Below are 19,266 nucleotides of genomic sequence, written 5' to 3' on the forward strand. Positions count from 1 at the left end.
TTAATCCTCCTTTTCCAGACGCAGTGCTACTTTCTTGCCCTGGGTGCGAAGCTCCTTTGCCCTGGCGATCGCCTGTGCCCTGTCTTCTTTTTTATAGAAAAGGACGATCACCTCATCTTCCTCTGGCAGGCTGATCTTCTGTCTTGACAATGCCAAAAGAAGGTTGTCCACCACAATGGCAAAACCGATGGAGGCAGCAGGCTTTCCAAAATGCTTCATCAGCTCATTGTAGCGCCCTCCCTTGATCAGCGGTTCTCCGGTGCCGTAGGTAAATGCCTGGAAAATAATGCCCGTATAATAGTGATATTTACTCAGCATTGCAAAATCAAAGGTTACATATTTCTCATACCCGTAATCCTTCAGGATTTCGTAGATTTCCTCAAGGCGAGCCACTGCAGCCAGCGCATTCTTATTATCCGTCATGGATTTTGCTTTTTCCAGGATCTCCACAGAACCGAACATCTGCGGAAGCTGTGAAAATACCTTAGCAGTCGAATCGTCAAGCTTCTGCTCCTGCACCAGTTCTTCCACACCAAAATAGTTTTTCTGGGAGATCAATGCACGGAGCTGCTCCTGGGAATCCGCATCCATTCCTGTCTGTGCCAAAATGGATTTAAAATAATCTACCTGTCCTACGCTTACCTGGAAATCCTTAAGCCCCGCAGCAAGAAGGCATTCCACGGTCATTGCCAGAAGCTCCGCATCCGCTTCGGGAGAATCATCCCCGATCCTTTCCACTCCCATCTGCGTTGTTTCCTTTAACCTTCCCCGGAAGCTTGAATTATTGATAAACGTATTTCCGGTATAGCAAAGGCTGACAACTTCACTTTCCGGTGAAAAATAGGTTGCGCAGGCTCTGGATACGGAAGGTGTAAAATCCGGCCTGAGTACCAGAGTATTCCCTTCCCTGTCAAAAAATTTGTATAGTTCCCTGGACGGGATCGTTCCGACCTCTCTGCTGAAAACCTCAAAATATTCAAAGGTCGGTGTTTCTATATCCTGATAGCCGTACTGATGGAACACATGATGAAGCTTTTTCTGAAGGTTCCTCTTCTGGCTGCATTCTCCATTGTAAATATCCCGTACACCCTCCGGTGTATGAAAAATTCTCTGCATGTTGTATCCTCCGTAATGAAAATAATTGAGTACTGTGTTGAGAATCCTGTTTATTAAATACTTTAGCACGCTACCATGGTAGCATACCGTAGCATTATATCCTTTAGAATTATAGTGGAATTGTATGGGAATGTCAATCCCGCATTTTCAGGTCCTTTTGCAGTCCTTCCAGATAGGGAATGAGAAATCCACTCTTTTTCGGAAGATAAAAGTCCGGATCAAGCTCTTCACGGCGAAAGCTTTTTCTGCCTCCGTCCTCCCTGCGCTCCCAGAAAGCCATTAAATTCCGAAGCGGCAGATAATAAAAAAGATCAAGGTGACTAAAAAAAAGAAGAAAAAATGCCACGCCGTTCTGTCCTTCAAAGTCCCTCATGAAATCCACCTGATGGGGGTGGATGTTTGCAAGAGGGAAGGTCTCAGCGCTGCATTCCTTTGCATCAAAGCAGACAGGAATCCCCTGTACTGCTCCAATATAATCCACCGTACTGCGCTGGTCAAAATAGGCCAGCGTAATATGGCGGTGTTCTTTATCCATGCGTACCGGGGTAATGGGGGTCGGGACTTTCTGGATCAGAGCCAGCCCCTTTTCCCGGTACTGTTCATTTGTCCTGTTTACCAGGTCCTCCAGAGTAGAACCCCTTAAACCTCTGCTGTTCCAGGTTGCCATAGCTTATGTACTCCTTTCGGACAGCTATTTCAGAAGTTTTATAGACGGATAATATCTCACAATGGCTTTTCCCACGATCTGGTCAAAGCGTACAAAAGTATTTTTCCAGTAACGGGAGTCCTTGGAATTATTGCGGTTATCCCCAAGCATAAAGTAACAGTCCTCCGGCACCTCATAAGGCCCGAAACTTCCATACATAGGCTCCGGTATAAAAGAGTCATCAAGAGGTGTTTCCGAACCGTCAATGTAAACCTTTCCGTCTACGATCTCAACGGTTTCACCTGGAAGCCCGATCACACGCTTGATAAAAAGCTGGCTCTCATCATCCGGGTATTTAAAGATTACAATATCAAACCGTTCCGGGTCCTTAACCTTTTTGGATATCTCATTGCCAAAAAGATTAAGGTTGACGCCATATGAAAGACGAAAACCAAAAATGCGGTCCTTGGTCATAATTGTTTTTTCCATGGAAGCGGATGGGATTCTCGCGTTGATCAAAACCACGTTGTTGAGAAAAAGGACCACAACTACCACAATGACGATCATTTTTACATAATCCCAGATTTCATGCCAGATTTTCATAATATTTATTCTCCTCTAATTGTTCATCCTTCAATATATGTTGAAAAAGCTCAGGCAAGGGAGCCTGAAAGGTTCTGCCTGACAGATAGGAAAGTTTTCCCGTGATCTCCGGGATCTCCAGACGGAAGGCGTGGAGAAGCTGGTGATCTAAGTGATACGCTTCACGGTAATACTTATTATATGTTTTATCTCCATATTTGGTATCTCCAGCCAGAGGATGCCCCATGCTGGCCAGGTGTGCGCGTATCTGGTGCGGCCTTCCTGTAATCAGCTCAACCTCAAGAAGCGTGGAACGCCCGCTGCTGCCAAGAGGACGGTACCTTGTCTCAATAGGAAGAGCTCCCTCCCGCATTTCTTCATATACTGTTACTTTATTACATTTTTCGTCTTTATGCAAATATCCTTTGATATATTTTTCATTTTTTATGGTTCCTTTTGCAAGGCAGAGATAATATTTGTGAAGCGTTCTGTCATGGAAAAGCCTGGAAAGCTCCTGAAGGCCTGTCAGACTTTTCCCCGCAGCCACGATTCCGCTGGTGTTCCGGTCCAGCCTGTTGCACACCGAAGGTTTAAAGGTTCTAAGTGCCTCGCCGGTGATTGCCTGCTCCTTCAGAAGATACCCTATCAGATATTCCACCAGTGATGCTTCCCGGTTATCTGCAGGCTGAGAAAGCATTCCCGCAGGCTTGTTGATCAGAATTACATCCTCATCCTCATAAAGAACCGAAATCTCACATTGGGCGGCGGAAAGGCACTCCACCGGACTGCCGGAGAATTTCTCGAAGGTTTCGTCGCTTAAAAACAGCTTTACATGATCCCCAACAGAGAGCTTTTCATTACCTGTAGCTTTTTTGCCGTTCAGAGTAATGTTTTTCTTTCGCATCATTTTATAAAAAAAGCTTTTCGGCGCTTCCTTTAAGAGCTTTGTAAGATATTTGTCAAATCGCTGCCCCGCTTCATTGGTTTCTATAATAAATTCCTTCATGCCTGCTCCTAGATACAAAGTCTCAGAATGGTGTGCTTGACCATATCGTTTCTGGTATAACCCGGATAACGTTCATCCGGTGTGAACTTGATGCCGCTTTCCAGGGATTCCATATGCTGATTCATGGAATCCAGGCGCTCCAGGAATGTATTTAGCTCCTTCAGGATCTTAAAATCAATCTTGTAACCGTTTTTCCGCACCAGCTTCTGGGCTTCGGATGCCATGAATGCGGAATCGATCTTAGGGTCGCTGCTATAGCCGACCACTGTATTTCCGCATATGGCAATCGCATCAATATATGCGCTTTTTTCATAAAAGGTCATATACATTTCATATGCCATTACCAGGTTTCCCTGATGAGTACGTATCTGATCATAAAGCTTTTCATCCATGGGTTTTCGCATGGCGATCATGATCAGATCTACAATGGATTTACACCCGGGCAGGCAGCCAACCACTGCGATCACTGTCCAGATCGTATTTCGGGTGCCGTGATAGGCCCACATGGTAAAAAAGATAAACAGGGGAACGCCCAGAAGGATCGCCGTAATGATGATCCGGCGCTTTCTTTCCTTTTTGAAATAGCCGAAATCCCCTTTTTGAATTTTATTTTTTCTGTTTTTTTCGGTTTTGCTCATCAAAACACTCCTATTTTTTCTTTTTTCCCGCATGTACATTTCGGATTGTCTTCTTTTTCGGCGTTCTGATAACACCTGAATGGGTATCCTGCTTTTTGGAAATCGGTCGGATCAGGCATTTTTCTCCATATCCTACTAAATCCATACGCCCGGCAATCCGCAGCCCTTCCAGTACCAGCTCCCGGTTGGCAGGATTCTTGTACTGCATCAGAGCCCGCTGGATGGCTTTTTCATGGGGATTTTTCGGAACATATACCTTCTCCCCTGTCAGCGGATGGATGCCGGTATAATACATACAGGTGGAAAGGGTGGACGGAGTTGGATAAAAATCCTGTACCTGTTCCGGTGTAAAGCCCAGATCACGCACATACTCTGCCAGCTTTACCGCTTCCTTCATGGTACATCCCGGATGGGAGGACATAAAGTAGGGAACCGCATATTGCTGTATGCCTGCCCGCTTATTTTCCCTGTCAAATTCCTTTAAAAACTGTTCGTAAACCTTATGGGAGGGCTTTCCCATATATTTCAGTACCTCATCGGAAACATGCTCCGGAGCCACGCGGAGCTGACCGCTGACATGATACCTGGCAAGCTCCTGCAAAAAAGTCTTGTCCGGATCCGCCAGAACATAATCAAATCGCACACCCGAACGGACAAATACTTTTTTTATCTTTGGCAAAGCACGAAGCTTACGGAGAAGGGAAACATAGTCCTTATGGTCCGCCACCAGATTTTTACATGGCGTAGGAAAAAGGCACTGTCTGTTCTGGCAGACTCCCTTTGTAAGCTGCTTATCGCAGGAGGGGCGTCTGAAATCAGCGGTTGGTCCTCCCACATCATGGATATAGCCTTTAAAATCCGGGTCCTGGGTCATCTTAATTGCCTCAGTCAGAATGGATTCATGGCTTCTGGTCTGAAGGATCCTTCCCTGGTGGAAGGTCAGGGCACAGAAATTGCATCCGCCGAAGCAGCCCCGATTGCTTGTGAGGCTGAACTTAACCTCCTCCAAAGCGGGGATTCCCCCATCCTTCTCATATACAGGATGGTACCGGCCCGTGTATGGCAGCCCATAAATGTCATCCATTTCCTCACCGGAGAGAGGCATAGAAGGAGGATTCTGTACAATATAGCCTTTATTTCCATAGGATTCCGCCATTGGTCTGGCTGTAAAGGGGTCTGTATTTTTATACTGGATACCAAAGCTTTTGGCATAGGCGTTTTTGTCTGCCTGAATTTCCTCAAAGGACGGCAGGATAACAGGATCATACGCTTTTGACAGGTCCCTGCTTTTGTAAACCGTCCCTGATACATAGGTGATTTCTCCAACAGGAATTCCGCTTTCCAGCGCCTCCGCGATCTCTAAAACAGAATGCTCTCCCATTCCATAGGAAATAAGGTCAGCGCCGGAATCCAGCAAAACGCTGTGCTTTACTTTGTTATCCCAGTAATCATAATGGGCAAGCCTGCGCAGACTTGCCTCAATTCCGCCCAGGATGATGGGCGTTTTTTTGTAAGTCTGGCGGATGAGATTGCTGTATACGATCACCGCCCGGTCAGGCCGAAGCCCCATTTTGCCACCGGGAGAATAGGCATCCTTTTGTCTGTGCTTTTTGGAAACCGTATAATGATTTACCATGGAATCCATATTTCCCGCTGTCACCAGAAAACCAAGACGCGGTTCCCCGAACACCTGGATGCTCTCCTTCCTTTTCCAGTCCGGCTGTGGGATCATGCCCACACGGTATCCGCGGCTTTCCAGAAGACGGCTGATTATGGCAGCGCCAAAAGAGGAATGGTCTACGTAGGCATCTCCTGTCACATAGACGAAATCAACCTGCTCCCATCCTCTTTCTCTCATCTCTTTTTTTGTTATCGGCAAAAAATTTTGCATCTATGTTTCCTCGTAAGAGCCCTCTATTACCTGGTGATACGAGGTAATAAAGTAGTCGGCTGTTTCTTTTTTCTCTTTTTCCTGCGGACGGCTGTAACGGTCATCCACTGCACAGACGCGCATTCCTGCATTTTTTCCGGCAAGAATGCCGGGAATGATGTCCTCAAACACAAGACACTGCGAAACTTCTGTGTGAAGCTGACGCGCCGCTTCCAGGTATACATCCGGCGCTGGTTTTCCTTTGTTGACCTGACAGGAGGTAATGATGCTGTCAAAATACTCCCGGACGCCGTGGCTTTTCAGCACCGCATCAATGAGACCGTAGGAATTGCTGGAGGCTACTGCCAGCCGTATGTTCTTTTCTTTTAAATATGCGATGAATTCCTTTGCACCTGGTTTTAATGGAACGGCTGTGCAGTAGGCATCCATTGCCATATCCTGCCAGACCTGCTTGATTTCTTCCACGGTTTCAGGAAGGGAAAAACGTTTTTTAAAATAGACGGCAGTTTCTGTAAAGCTCATTCCTTCCAGATCATTTTGCAGACCAGCAGGCACTGTGAGACCATATTTTCCTAAAAAATCAATGTCAATCTGGCTCCACACCCACATGGAGTCCACAAGTGTCCCATCCAGGTCAAAAATTACGGCTTCGATTTCTGTCAGCATGTGTACCTCCCTCTTAAGGAAGTTCGATTCACTAAATTCGAGCGGCGCCATAGGCTTGCTCTCATTAAGTTCCTTCGAACTAAGTTCGCACTAAGCTCTGTCTGCGCCTTACGCTTGCCAATCGCTAAGTGCTCTACTTATTATCATGATAAACCGCCTGTGCGCGGTAGCCTTCGGCGATGATGTCAAGCTGTCTGTGAAAACGCTCCAACTGCTGCAGATCCTTGGTGCGGAAAACACGAAGGAACTCGGTCTGGATCTTCATAACTTCACGCTTGTTGGACAAGCGGTAAAGATTTTCAATATTGTTCAGAATATCCTTCACCAGATTGGACTGCATCTGGGAAGAATTCTGCGCATCCATAATCTCATTCCGCACAGAAGACATCTCATGGTCAAGAGATATGATCGCATCCGCAGCATTGCTCAGGCGCTCTGCAACATGAGGAGGCATATCTCCTTTATACTTATATTGCAGGGAGTGCTCTATGGTGGCCCAGAAGTTCATGGCCATAGTCCGGATCTGGATCTCAGCCTGCAGCTTCTTCGGTCCGTCAAGAGTTTCCACTGTATAATAGATGATCAAATGATAGCTTCGATAGCCGCTCTGCTTAATATGCTTGAGATAATTCTTTTCGCTTTTTATGGTCATATCCGTGCGTTTTTGAATAATTGATGCAACAGTATCAATGTCTTCCTCAAACTGGCAGATGATACGGATGCCCGCAATATCCTCGATCTCTTCTTCCATTTTTTCCATGGGGATATGCTTACGCTGCATTTTTTCCAGGATACTGGATACGCTTTTTACCCTGCCGCTCACCTGCTCGATCGGGGAATACAGATCATTTTCTCTATGTTCACTGATAATGTGCTCAAATTTTACTGTCAGCTCTTTTACAGCCAGTTCATAGGGGCATAAGATGCTTCTCCATAACTGTATTTCCATACTACTCGCTCCTTACAAAACATGGATATTTCTTATTTCCTTTGTTTCCCATATCCATACGTAAACCTCATTATAGCACAGATTCCGGAAAATTTCTCGCTAATATGTATAGTTTATAATTTTTTAACATCGTTTGTTCTCCATTGCCCGCAGAATCCAATAAGGATTCACGCTCAGTTCCTCCTGCTCAGGGGTTCTGATGTAAATTCCAAGATGAAGATGAACCGGAAACTGCCCGGAGGTCCCTTCCGGACCGTACCCGGTGTCTCCCATATACCCCAGGATATCCCCTGCCTTTATCGTCTCCCCTATCCGGAAAGCTCTGTCATATTCGGAAAAATGGGCATAATAAAAATATCCGCCTGATGGAGAACGTATGCCAATCCGGTATCCTCCAAGGGGAAGCCAGCCAATCTGTTCCACACGTCCGTCTGTCATGGAAAGCACCGGATAATACCCGGGTATTGTCACCTTACCAAATAAATCCGTCCCCTCATGTGTCCGGTCTCCTCCAAAGCTTCGCGGCGCACCAAAGCTGTCCTCGTAGGAAATGTCACAGCCTGGTATCGGAAAGCACATAAGGTCATTCCAAATAGCTTCGTAGCAGCTTTTTAAAAGTACATACTCATCAGGCTTATATTTCAAAAATGGCTCTCTGTCCGTAGAAATGTGCTCAGGAAAGAAATCACCCCGCAGCATCGTAACGGTGAGCAGGTCACCCAAATTTCCTTCCTCATTTGCCCTCTCTGTAATCTCCCCATAGAGCTCCGGTGTGAGATGCTGGCTGCGAAAATCGTCCTGGCTGTATGTATCCTGCTTCAAAACAGATACCTGGCTTCGCTCCAGAATCACATTCTGCAGGGAGTAAACAGACAGAATAAGAAAAAACAGAACCGGAATCCATCTTTTCAAACTGGCTTTCATGGCGCACCTCCCCATATCCTATATAGTATATGAGAAAATGCGAATCTTAGAACCATATATAAAAAAGTGTGCGCCAGCAACCATATTCCTCTTGCGCGAAGTGCGCATCCCCGCAGCGTGAGCTGCGTTTTTTGTTTCAAAGGAAAGTTCCTCAGGCTTCCACGCGGAACAAAATGGAGTACTTTCCTATGAAACGGAAAAAGGCTGCAAAAAGCAGCCCTTTCATCAGTCTTTCAAGTTTTTGAGGACCTCAAGGAGATAATTCCACACACGCTCAGTAGAGGCTATGCTCAAAAGCTCTTCAGAGGTATGGATATCTTTCATATCCGGTCCCAAAGATACACAGTCAAGTCCTTCCATTTTTTCATAGAAAAGTCCGCATTCCAGTCCGGCATGGATTGCTATCACTTCCGGCTTTTCCCCGTACATTTCTTCGTAGACTGCAACCATCTTATCACGAAGCGGGGAATCCTTTCTGTATTCCCATGCCGGATAAGCGCCCTGGATCTCGTAATCACCTCCAAGGAATTCCGTCACATATTCTACTTTATTGGAAAGGGCTTCACTGGCAGCGCCTATGGAGCTGCGGATGCTGTTTACTGCCCATAATTCATCTTCTTTCAGCTTCAATATGCCAAGGTTGGAGGAGGTCTCCACAAGACCCTGGATCGTGCCGCTCATTTTTGCAATGCCCCAGGGACAATTCATCAGGAAGAAAAGAACCTTTTCCCTGCTGGTAGGGTGAAGGACCATTGCAGTTTTTTCACCAAGATCTGTAACCTGAATAGTAATCCCTTCGTCAGTGCCTGTATATTCATCACGCAGCTTCAACTGGGCTTCCAGTGCGTAAGACTCTATATTTCCCTGGTCCTCCGGTGTGATCATAATCTCTGCGGTACACTCTCTGGTGATGGCATTGTCCTTCTGACCGCCTTCCAGTGAAAGAAGCTCATAATGATAAAGCTTTTTCATGCCATAAAGGAAACGTCCCATCAAAATATTGGCATTTGCACGATTTTTATCAATCTCAGCACCGGAATGTCCACCCATAAGGCCACAGATTTTTACCTTAAGGATCTTTCCTGTTCCCTCAACCCTCTGAACAGGAAGATAGGAGTTTCCGGAAAGGCCGCCTGCGCAGCTTACCCAAAGGCTTCCCTCTGCTTCGGAATCCAGGTTCAGCAGTCTTCTGCCCTTTAAAACACTGCAGTCCAGTCCTGCTGCTCCCAGAAGGCCGATCTCTTCATCTACCGTGATGAGAATTTCCAGGGGAGGATGGGGAATGTCTGTGCTGTCAAGAAGTGCAAGGCCATATGCCACTGCAATTCCATCGTCACCGCCCAGCGTTGTGCCGTTTGCAGAAACATATCCATCCACAACAGAAAGCTTCAGCCCATCTTTTGTAAAATCATGCTCCACATCAGGACGCTTTTCACATACCATATCCATATGTCCCTGAATGATTACGGTAGGTGAATTTTCGTAGCCGCTGGTTCCCGGCTTATAAATGACCACATTATTCAGTTCATCCTGTACATAATCAAAGCCATGATCCTTTGCAAAGCTTACCAGATAATCACTGATCTGCTTTGTGTTTCCCGAACCATGGGGAATTTTGCAAATTTCTTCAAAATAGTGAAAGACTTTTTTGGGTTCACAGTTTTCTAAAACTGCCATATCCATACACCTCCGATAATAAGAACTGTTCATTTATCTTCATAAAAACCATATACTTTAGAAAAAAGCTATGGTCGAATATGAAACTGATTTTTTTGCGCATCAAGAAAAGACTGCCCTTTGCAGGCATTGTCCTGCTTCTCTGTTTTTTATTGAAATATCCTGCCGAAGCTCTGGATGCTTCCAGAGACGGACTGAAGCTCTGGATGAACACATTGATTCCAACACTGCTTCCTTTTATTATTTTAACCGGATTTCTCGTACATACTGATGGAATCGAAAAAATCTTAAAACCTTTTTCCGGCTTATTCCGGATACTGTTGGGGCTTTCCCCAAACGGAGCCTACGTATGCTTTTTGGGACTTCTCTGCGGATATCCCATGGGAGCCAAGCTGGCTGCCGATTTATACCAGTATGGAAAGATCAGCAGGCGGGAAGCAGAGTATCTTTTAACATTCTGCAATAACCCAAGTCCCGCTTTTCTCACCACTTATCTGGCGCAGATCTGCCTGGAAGGAAGGGTGAGCACAGCAAAGCTGCTGGGAATCATGATACTGTCAGATGTTCTTTGTATGCTTTTTTTTCGCTTTACTGTCTACAGAAATCATACGGTTTCATCAACCAATTTAATAGCAAAACCGCTTACTGCCACAGGCAGGAGCGATTCAAAAAAAGAGACACCCTCTGTCAGCTCCGCAGGAGCTATCATAGATGCCTCAATCATGAACGGATTTGAAACCATTGCCCGGCTTGGGGGCTACATTCTGCTCTTTTCCATCCTGTCCGCCTGTATCAGCCATTTCTGGTGCTTTTCACAGACGGTAAAATATCTGGTACTGGGCATAATGGAAATCACCACCGGCCTGCATCAGCTCGCCGCATCGGCATTTTCCTATCCTCTCAAATTTCTGTGCTCCATGACCATGACCGCTTTTGGCGGCCTTTGTATTATGGCACAGACAAAAAGCGTATTGGAGGGAAAGCTATCCCTTCGCCCTTACGCTTCTGCCAAATGCCTGAACGCTGCGGTCACAGCGATAATAATCTTAGTTATCTCCTAACTCGTCAAGCAGAGCCTCATCCTCCTGCTCCGGTGCCTGATAGGAATTAGAAATAGCGGCTGCCTGTGCAGTCTGGGGAGCAAGCTCCTGACGGTTATGATTTACTACCTCCAGACAGCTCTGAAGTGCCTCGATAAATCCTTTGTATTTTCCGCCTGCATCCTCTAAGGTCTGATTCAGGACAGCGCCGATATTTGCCATCATGTCGTCTGTGTAAGTGATGGCGCTTAAACGGATACTATTGGCATCCTGTGTAGCGGAATCAAGAATGTCCTGCGCCTGACGGTTCGCTGCGTTGATGGTCTCATTTGCCTGCGCATAAGCCTTCTGCATGATCTCATGCTGTGTTACCAGCTCCTGCGCCTTAGCCTGTGCATCGGCAATGAGGCTGTCAGCCTTTGCCTGTGCATCCTCTAAAATGGCATCTTTATTACTGATGATCTTCTGGTAACGCTTGATCTCATCCGGAGTCTTCAGACGGAGTTCACGTAAAAGCTCTTCAATCTCCTCTTTATTTACAACAATCTTTGTCGTAGAAAGCGGCTGGTATTTACAACTGTCTACGTACTCTTCGATTTCCTCAATGATTTGTTCAATTCTGCTGCTCATAGTATACTCTCCTTATTTTCTCTATTTCTGGGCTTTGTGTAGCTTTTGCATCACTGCCTGGATGATCTCAGGCGGGGCGAATTTGCTTAAGTCACCTCCGAAGTATGCTACCTCTTTCATAATTGTGGAACTCAAATATGCGTATTCCAGACTGGTGGTTAAAAACACGGTATCAACATCAGGTGCCAGAACGCGGTTCGTCTGAGCCATCTGCAGCTCATACTCAAAATCTGTTACAGCACGCAGTCCGCGGATAATAACCTGAGCCTGGTTCTCTCTTGCAAAATTCACAGAAAGCCCCTCAAAAGCTTTAATCTCTACATTTGGAATATGTTCCGTTGCCTTTTCTAGTATATTAACACGTTCTTCCGCAGAAAACAACGGACTTTTTGCAGAATTATGCAAAACTCCGACGATTACCCTATCGAAAGATACGCTGGCACGCTGAATCACATCCAGGTGACCATAAGTAGCCGGGTCAAAGCTGCCCGGATAAACAGCTACTACCATGTGCTTTTCTCACTTTCTCCTGCATAAAAATACATGCTTGTTGGTTTTATATTCTTTTGAACGAAGCTGCCGGTATCCTAACTCATCTGCATAATCAAAGCTGGTATGTAAATCCGCTTCTACAATGATCAGGGTATTCTCATCCAGGATGGCACTGTCAGACAGATATTCAAGCACCTGCCGTTCCAGCTCCTGATTGTACGGCGGGTCCATAAATATACAGCCAAAGGTTCCCTTTCCCTCCAGGGAGCGGAGAGCCTGCAGCACGTCCATGTTTAGCAGTTTACCATCATCTGCAAGTTTTGTAAATGAAAGATTTTCTCTGATACAGGCACAGGCCCGGGGATTTTTTTCCACGAAGACAGCATTGGCAGCACCGCGGCTTAATGCTTCGATACCGATCGCGCCGCTTCCGCTGAACAGATCGAGAAAACGGCAGCCTAATAATTCCGGCTGCAGAATGTTAAACAAAGTCTCTTTTATACGATCCGTGGTAGGGCGCGTGTCTTTGCCCGGCACGGTTTTTAAATTCAAACGTCTTGCTTTTCCTGCGATGACTCTCATTTCAGATTCAGTCTCCAATCCAGATCGCCGCGTGCCAATCCAAGAATCAAAAGCTCTGCAGTGGCAATATTCGTCGCTACCGGAATATTATACTGGTCGCAGCGTTTTACAATTGCGGTGATATCAGGCTCTTTCGGGTCGATCATAACGGGATTGTAGAAAAGGATAACCATATCCAGATCCTGACGTTCCACCATCTCCATAAACTGCTTGTCTCCACCGATACTTCCTGCCAAAAATTTGTGTACATGAAGGCTGGTCGCCTCTTCTATTCTTCTGCCAGTGGTTCCGGTAGCATAAACCTCATGCTTTGCAAGAATATTTTTATAGGCGATACAGAAATCTTCTATGAGGACTTTCTTACTGTTGTGTGCAATGATACCTAAATTCATAGTTCACCTCTCCTATTTTCACCAATACATTCTTGTTTTTATATCTTTCAAATTCGACTTTTCAGTTCATTATAACAAATAGCTAAAAGAAGTGCAATTAAATCTTACAAAATATACAAAATTCACAGTTTGTTAATATTTACAAATTTCTGCCAATATATGAAAGAACTTCTAGTGTATTATTTTTTCTTTTTCACATACTAGGATTGTAACATCAATCGTAACTGTCCGGCAGACATCATCTCTGAGGTGGTGACTGAATAAACGGTCAGTTACCACCAAATTTTAAAACAACCAAGGAGGAAATTAAAATGTCAAACAACACTTCTTCTAACAGAGCAGTCGTACCGGAAGCAAAGGGAGCATTAGACCGTTTCAAATTCGAGGTAGCAAACGAGCTGGGTGTGCCGCTTACTGACGGTTACAACGGAAACCTGACTTCCAAACAGAACGGAAGCGTAGGCGGATATATGGTCAAGAAAATGATCGAGGCACAGGAAAGACAGATGTCCACCGGCAGCCAGGGCGGCCAGTACTAAAAAATAGCGATTCTAAATAACTGAGCCGAATAAAAAGACAGCGCCCCTTATAACTGACAGAAGTTATAAAGGGCGTTGTTTTTTATCTCTGCTTTACAGCCAGCGCAATGGAAACATCCGGCGCAGAATAAGGGATCAGGGTCGCCTGCAGTGCATGGTAAATATCAGATTTACCCGGCCATACCGTTCCGATCACACAGTTGTTTTCATCCAATTGATGGAACCAGGACCCGGTTTCGTGGTCTGCCACCTTTTCATCCAGATATTTCATAAACTGTTCATAGTCATCAGCATACTTCTGTTTTCCTGTTACATGATAAAGGACGGAAGAGGTGTTGATCGCTTCTGCTAGAGTCCAGTGCATCCTGTCATGAACCACCGGTTTTCCGTTCCAGTCAGTTGTATATACGATTCCCGGCGCTCCGTCTGCATTCCAGGCATCAGCGACTGCTCTGTTGTACAGGCTTTCCGCAGCTTCTATATATTTTCCTGCACCCTCTCTGTTCTCTTTGTAAGTGGAAAGTGCCCACTGAGTGATCAGTCTGGCCCACTCGATTCCGTGTCCCGGAGTTGCACCGTAAGGTTTAAACTGGTCGTCAGGCTTCTCTTTATTACACTCCAGGTTCGGTTCCCAGCCTTTTGAGAAATGCTCAGGGATTCTCCAGCTATTTCCGGAAGCCCATATAAGCACCTGATCAATGATACGTCCTGCTCTGACACGGTACTCTTCTTTTCCGGCAACGTCCGCAGCAGCTAAAAATGCTTCAACGCTGTGCATATTTGCATTCAGTCCACGATAGTCATCCAGAACGGTAAATTCCGTGTTCCAGGTATCACAGGAAAGTCCTTCCTCCTCATTCCAGAAACGCAGATCATACAGCTCCACTGCATCGCGAAGGAGTTCCTCTGCCCCGGGAATTTCAGCAAGCAGCGCTGAGGTTGCAGCCAGGATCACAAACGCATGGGCATAGCACTGTTTATTAGGAAGAATTTCGTTTTCTGCCGTCAGCCCTGCATACCAGCCGCCGTTTTTTTCATCATGAAGCTCGCCTCTAAGACCTTTTATGGCTGCGGCTGCCAGCTCCCGGCTCCCCTCATGTCCAAGGAAGGTTCCAATGCTATAAACATGGGCCATACGGCTTGTGATCCATGTTTCACGGCTGCGATCCTTCCATGGGGTTCCGTCATCTCCTAAATAATAGGAAGAACCTCCCGGAGACGGAAACTGATGTCCAAAGGACAGAAGTCCCTCAGTCAGCCCCTTTAAAAACTGCTTGTTTTCCTCTGTGTCAATCTGATATTTTTTGCTCATATATATTTCCTCCTATATTATTTTCCTCATTCATACAGGTATTTCCAGGGTACATCCTCAGTCAGTCCGTCAAAGTTATCCCTTGTGATCTCTTCCAGCATTCCATCGCTCCCAAGCCGAAGCAGCCGGTCCGATAGAGAAATGGAATCCGACAGATTCATCGTGAGGATCACCACTGCGATTCCGCGGTTCAGCAGCATTTCCAGAAGCTGCCACACAAACATGCGGTGCGGCAGGTCAGTCCCTTTAAAAGGCTGGATGCAAAATACCACCTTTGGTCTTTGAAGCAGTACCCTGGTATACACCAGCTTGTATTTCTGTCTCTGGGTAAGCTGCTCCATAGGCTTATAAAAAACTTCCTCCCCCACTATTGGCCGGCATTCCTGGAAAATACTTTCCCTGATATGATGTCTGTACCAGATATCAGGAATCCTCTGGGTCATTCCCATACACAGGTTGGTCATATAATCCAGCTCCTGAAAGATCATACTTGTGGTAGGCAGCTCACGTATGACAGAAATATTGTTGTTTCCCAGTATCTTTACTTTCTCTGTGCCCACATAGATACCGCCTTTTTGGGGCTGCTCATCTTCTGTCAGCAGCGAAATGATGTCCTGGAAAACATCATGGTCCATATTCTGTATGGTTACACATTCCCCGGCATATATATCAAAATTCAGCTGCGATATCGAGCCAAAGGTAATGTCCCTTAACGACAAAACCTTTTCGCGTTCACGGGATGTATTTGTCTGCGCCGCCAGATGATTTCGAACCACCCGTTCGTATTCTTCCGTATATGCTGCAACGATTTCGCGGCTCTTTTCTTTTCCGTGAATGACTTTCTGTATCGCTCCATGGGATAACAGCGCCGTCCTGTCACAGATCATGGCACTCTCCTCAAGATGGGGACTGATATATAAAAAGGAAAAGCCGGAAGCAGCATATTTCCGGATGATCCGGTGAAGCTTCTGAAGCTCTTTTTCACTGATCAGAGTGCCGATCTCATTGAGAACAATCAACTGATGTCCCAGGATCACGGCTCTGAGGATCTCTACCACCACCCTCTGGAAAACTGACAGCTTTTCCACGCAGGAATCCGGTGAGATATCATCCATACCGATGTCATGCAAAAACGGAGCAAGCTGCTTTCTCAAAAGTCCTGTACGGATCAGTCTCTGACGGAAGCCATGTCTCAGGACGAAAATGTTGTCCGAAACCGTCAGGCCCTCTACAAGACCGCTTTTCGCCTCTATGATGCTGACACGGTTGTGATTCTTTTTGGATTCCTTCCAGGAATTTACCAGCTCATTTCCGTAATAAATGTATCCTCTTTCAATAGGCAGATTTGTCTTAAGAAGCTTGAGAAAATCATTCATGCCATGACCGTTGACCGGTATCATTCCCATGATTTCTCCTTTATAGATCTGCAGGCGGAAATCTTCCAGCTTTGTGATCCCATGCTCAATGTATGTGACTCTCTCCATTCTCAATACTTCTTGTCTCATATCTAAACGCCCCTGCTCTGATCTGATCAGCATTGCTTTCTACAGGCAGGGTGATCTCCACATCTGTTCCCCTGCCGGGCACGGAATAAACGTGCATTCCATACTCTTCCCCGAAAAGCAAATGGATACGGTTATTAACATTCACCAGTGCGATTCCGCCCTTTGTTCCTTCATCCTTATAGGTCGCGGAGCTGCTTCCTTTTCCCAGACGGCGGTTCAGCCTTGCCAGGGTATTCTCATCCATCCCCACTCCATCATCGGAAATACGCACAATCAGGCGCTGATCCGTCCTTTCGAATTCAATCGACAGATTTCCGGTTCCGATCTTTAACTCTGTTCCGTGTATGATGCTGTTTTCCAAAATAGGCTGCAGGGTAAGCTTGGGAATCCTGCAGTTCATGACTACCTCTTTATCTTCCTCAGCACACAGGATATGGAGGTTCAGCCTGTCGCCGAAGCGATATTTCTGGATCTGAAAATATGTCTCGCAGTTGTCCAGCTCCTCTTCCACGGTCACCAGATTTTCCACCTTGGTAATGGTATAACGAAAAAATTTTGCCAGCGCCTCCGTCATATCCGCCACACCGTCCAGTCCGGCGATTAACGCCTCTCCCCGGATACTTTCCAGAGTGTTGTACAGAAAATGCGGATTGATCTGATTCTGCAATGCCAGATACTGTGCCTGTCTTTTGTTTAGATCCATCATCTGAGGCGACTTGAAAATCTCATTCATTGTCTCAACCTGACGTTTCATGGACGGTGTGATCAAAAAGGAATCCATATCCTTTAAATCTGAGATCACGTAGCCGTCCAGGAAATGCAGCATCCATTTTTCTGATTTCCTGTAAGGCCTGACGATCCAGAACCAGGCTGCCCCAAGAAAAGAAAAGAGCAGGATCAGGGAAAGGATCATACGAAAAAAGCTTCCTGTACCATGAAAAAATGCAAAAATGTTAAGCCCTGCTTTTATCGCCAGTATGACCAAAATGACCGCCGCTAAAAAAATAATACGGTTAGAAACATATTTTAAACTGTGGCTTTCTTTCAATCTTCGTCCCTCTATCCGTAAAGCTTCCGGTAAACAGATGGCTTCACGCCTGTAGTTTTCTCAAATGTATGGGTAAAATGCTTCAAATCGTTATAACCAACTTTTTTGCAAATATCCGAGATGGAATAATTACTCTCACGCAAGAGGATCTTTGCCTGCTCGATCCGCACACGAATGAGATATTTTGCAAAACCTTCGCCCTCTGCTTTTTTGAACTGTACACTGAAATAAGCTGTACTTAAGCCTACAAACTCGCTGACCTCTTCCTGCGTGATCTGCTCGCTGAAATGATTCTGGATATACTGCTTTGCCAGACGGATGGGCCGTTCCGCATCACTTTCATGCTTTTGGCGTATTTTTGTGATATGCTCGTTCTGAAGAGCCTTAAGCTGCCCGAACAGCCTGTCCTGACTGGCGCACTGTTCACATCTTTCACGAAAATCCAGTCCAGCCTGCGTCCGTTCCTGCATTTCAATCTGGCTTAGGAAAAGGATGCCGCAGGAATAAACAAGCTCCAGAATCTCCGAACCTCTCACATCCCTTGTTTTCTCTACGGAGGCACGGAGATCTTCCACAACATCGTCCGCCTCATCCGGGCTCATGATCTCAATGGAATGCTTGATGCGGCGGAGGTATTTTTCCAGAAAGTTTTGTTCGTGGATAGCAGACGGTTCAGGCATCCGGTCCAGAACTCTTCCGGTTCCCTTTACCAGCCTTTCCTGGATCATAACACCTGCTTCCGCCATGGAAGCGCCGATATATTCCGGAGCTTTCACCTCACATCCCAATGCCATGGAGAAAGTAACCTGCCCGAAAATATCCCGCTGTGCATTCAACTGGTTCAAACAATCTTTAAGAAGCCTGCGGATTTCCTCCCGGGACCTCCGTTCATAATTCAGAATGCCTACGCAGCAGGCATGACCTTGTCCTGCCAGCAGCTCCAGACATTTTGGACGGATCGTACTCTCCAGAAGACTTGATATTTTATCGATCACAATGGTAAGTCCTGATTTGCTGAGATTTTCCATGTACTCATCTACTTTGATCCAGAATGCCTGGAAGATTCCCGGTTTGAAGTACAGTCCGTATTCATTCTTAAGTATATCATAGGAAAGCTCCACTTCCTTTTGTTCCATCAGTTGTTCAACCAATGCCCTCTGGAGCTTGGAAACATCCTTTTTGTTTTGTTCTACAAGCCTTTTCGTTTTCTCCTGGGCTTCCTGTCTGTCCTCGATTTTTTTCTTCAGTTTTTCCAGAGTGGAGTTCAGCTCTGATTTATTAATGGGCTTTAAAAGATAATTCCCTACGCCGTATTTGATCGCATTCTGGGCATATTCAAAATGTGCATATCCGCTTATAATGATAATTTCCAGATTCGGTATCATTCTTTTTACATTTTGGATCAGATCCAGTCCGTTACAGCCGGGCATCCGGATGTCTGTGATCAGGATCTGCGGAGCATGCAGCTTCACCAGTTCCGTGGCTTCCAGGCCGTTATGTGCGATCCCAGAAATTTCCATCCCAAGGGAATCCCAATCTATCAGGGCTTTTGTAAGCTGACAGATACGTTCTTCATCATCTGCGATGATTACCTTTATCATTCTCTTCCCCCAATACTCTAAAAAAACCGC

General features: G+C 45.8%; 20 protein-coding genes. 2 read left to right on the plus strand and 18 right to left on the minus strand.

Annotation, left to right across the window (positions count from 1 at the left end; genetic code table 11):
- The 10 genes from hisZ to ACESZH_RS12885 form a co-directional block, all read right to left on the minus strand.
- Positions 1-1,116: an ATP phosphoribosyltransferase regulatory subunit gene (hisZ, locus tag ACESZH_RS12840; protein ID WP_373216894.1), complete on the minus strand. Its 1,116-nt coding sequence runs from the start codon at positions 1,114-1,116 to the stop codon at positions 1-3.
- Between the two features lie 133 nt (positions 1,117-1,249).
- Positions 1,250-1,783, minus strand: coding sequence for a Holliday junction resolvase RecU (locus ACESZH_RS12845; RefSeq protein WP_373216892.1), 534 nt, complete (start codon positions 1,781-1,783; stop codon positions 1,250-1,252).
- 24 nt (positions 1,784-1,807) lie between these two features.
- Positions 1,808-2,365 carry a signal peptidase I gene (gene lepB / locus ACESZH_RS12850; RefSeq protein WP_373216890.1) on the minus strand — a complete coding sequence of 186 codons (558 nt, stop codon included), beginning with the start codon at positions 2,363-2,365 and terminating at the stop codon, positions 1,808-1,810.
- Positions 2,349-3,350 (minus strand): RluA family pseudouridine synthase, encoded by a 1,002-nt coding sequence (locus ACESZH_RS12855; protein ID WP_373216888.1) that lies wholly within the window; start codon positions 3,348-3,350, stop codon positions 2,349-2,351. The genes lepB and ACESZH_RS12855 overlap by 17 nt, the downstream gene beginning before the upstream one ends.
- An 8-nt stretch (positions 3,351-3,358) precedes the next feature.
- Positions 3,359-3,988 carry a hypothetical protein gene (locus tag ACESZH_RS12860; RefSeq protein WP_373216886.1) on the minus strand — a complete coding sequence of 210 codons (630 nt, stop codon included), beginning with the start codon at positions 3,986-3,988 and terminating at the stop codon, positions 3,359-3,361.
- A gap of 10 nt (positions 3,989-3,998) precedes the next feature.
- Positions 3,999-5,879 carry a YgiQ family radical SAM protein gene (locus ACESZH_RS12865; protein ID WP_373216885.1) on the minus strand — a complete coding sequence of 627 codons (1,881 nt, stop codon included), beginning with the start codon at positions 5,877-5,879 and terminating at the stop codon, positions 3,999-4,001.
- Positions 5,880-6,545 carry an HAD family hydrolase gene (locus tag ACESZH_RS12870; RefSeq protein WP_373216884.1) on the minus strand — a complete coding sequence of 222 codons (666 nt, stop codon included), beginning with the start codon at positions 6,543-6,545 and terminating at the stop codon, positions 5,880-5,882. It lies immediately after the preceding gene.
- 133 nt (positions 6,546-6,678) lie between these two features.
- Positions 6,679-7,494: a GTP pyrophosphokinase family protein gene (locus tag ACESZH_RS12875; RefSeq protein ID WP_373216882.1), complete on the minus strand. Its 816-nt coding sequence runs from the start codon at positions 7,492-7,494 to the stop codon at positions 6,679-6,681.
- Between the two features lie 123 nt (positions 7,495-7,617).
- Positions 7,618-8,418, minus strand: coding sequence for a M23 family metallopeptidase (locus ACESZH_RS12880; protein WP_373216879.1), 801 nt, complete (start codon positions 8,416-8,418; stop codon positions 7,618-7,620).
- Positions 8,419-8,643: 225 nt separating this feature from the next.
- Complete coding sequence (locus ACESZH_RS12885) at positions 8,644-10,095, minus strand: aminoacyl-histidine dipeptidase (protein WP_373216877.1); 1,452 nt, start codon at positions 10,093-10,095, stop codon at positions 8,644-8,646.
- Between the two features lie 80 nt (positions 10,096-10,175).
- Here ACESZH_RS12885 and ACESZH_RS12890 point away from each other — a divergent pair, with 80 nt between their 5' ends.
- On the plus strand, positions 10,176-11,156 hold the full coding sequence (locus ACESZH_RS12890) for a nucleoside recognition domain-containing protein (protein ID WP_373216876.1): 981 nt from the start codon (positions 10,176-10,178) through the stop codon (positions 11,154-11,156).
- On the opposite strand, the gene ACESZH_RS12895 is transcribed toward ACESZH_RS12890, so the two are convergent.
- The 4 genes from ACESZH_RS12895 to ACESZH_RS12910 are packed head-to-tail and all read right to left on the minus strand — an operon-like array spanning position 11,142 to position 13,231.
- Positions 11,142-11,765, minus strand: coding sequence for an ATPase (locus tag ACESZH_RS12895; protein WP_373216875.1), 624 nt, complete (start codon positions 11,763-11,765; stop codon positions 11,142-11,144). The genes ACESZH_RS12890 and ACESZH_RS12895 overlap by 15 nt on opposite strands.
- 21 nt (positions 11,766-11,786) lie before the next feature.
- The gene (gene coaD / locus ACESZH_RS12900; RefSeq protein WP_373216873.1) at positions 11,787-12,275 is read right to left on the minus strand and encodes a pantetheine-phosphate adenylyltransferase; all 489 of its coding nucleotides are present in this window, start codon (positions 12,273-12,275) and stop codon (positions 11,787-11,789) included.
- Positions 12,276-12,284: 9 nt separating this feature from the next.
- Complete coding sequence (gene rsmD, locus ACESZH_RS12905) at positions 12,285-12,839, minus strand: 16S rRNA (guanine(966)-N(2))-methyltransferase RsmD (protein WP_373216871.1); 555 nt, start codon at positions 12,837-12,839, stop codon at positions 12,285-12,287.
- On the minus strand, positions 12,836-13,231 hold the full coding sequence (locus ACESZH_RS12910; protein ID WP_373216870.1) for a methylglyoxal synthase: 396 nt from the start codon (positions 13,229-13,231) through the stop codon (positions 12,836-12,838). The genes rsmD and ACESZH_RS12910 overlap by 4 nt, the downstream gene beginning before the upstream one ends.
- Positions 13,232-13,542: 311 nt before the next feature.
- Between ACESZH_RS12910 and ACESZH_RS12915 the strand changes: the two genes are divergently transcribed.
- A complete protein-coding gene (locus ACESZH_RS12915) occupies positions 13,543-13,770 on the plus strand; it encodes a small, acid-soluble spore protein, alpha/beta type (RefSeq protein WP_373216869.1) in 228 nt (75 codons plus the stop codon).
- 82 nt (positions 13,771-13,852) lie between these two features.
- Here ACESZH_RS12915 and ACESZH_RS12920 read toward each other — a convergent pair whose 3' ends face one another.
- The 4 genes from ACESZH_RS12920 to ACESZH_RS12935 are packed head-to-tail and all read right to left on the minus strand — an operon-like array spanning position 13,853 to position 19,236.
- Positions 13,853-15,082, minus strand: a complete 1,230-nt coding sequence (locus tag ACESZH_RS12920; RefSeq protein WP_373216867.1) for an AGE family epimerase/isomerase — start codon at positions 15,080-15,082, stop codon at positions 13,853-13,855.
- Between the two features lie 26 nt (positions 15,083-15,108).
- The gene (locus tag ACESZH_RS12925; RefSeq protein ID WP_373216866.1) at positions 15,109-16,587 is read right to left on the minus strand and encodes an ATP-binding cassette domain-containing protein; all 1,479 of its coding nucleotides are present in this window, start codon (positions 16,585-16,587) and stop codon (positions 15,109-15,111) included.
- The gene (locus tag ACESZH_RS12930; RefSeq protein WP_373216863.1) at positions 16,544-17,635 is read right to left on the minus strand and encodes a sensor histidine kinase; all 1,092 of its coding nucleotides are present in this window, start codon (positions 17,633-17,635) and stop codon (positions 16,544-16,546) included. Before ACESZH_RS12930 ends, ACESZH_RS12925 begins: the two co-directional genes overlap by 44 nt.
- Positions 17,636-17,646: 11 nt before the next feature.
- Complete coding sequence (locus ACESZH_RS12935; RefSeq protein WP_373216861.1) at positions 17,647-19,236, minus strand: response regulator; 1,590 nt, start codon at positions 19,234-19,236, stop codon at positions 17,647-17,649.
- Between the last annotated feature and the right edge of the window lie 30 nt (positions 19,237-19,266).

Source organism: Ruminococcus sp. 5_1_39BFAA (assembly GCF_964240875.1).
GTDB lineage: Bacteria > Bacillota > Clostridia > Lachnospirales > Lachnospiraceae > Blautia_A.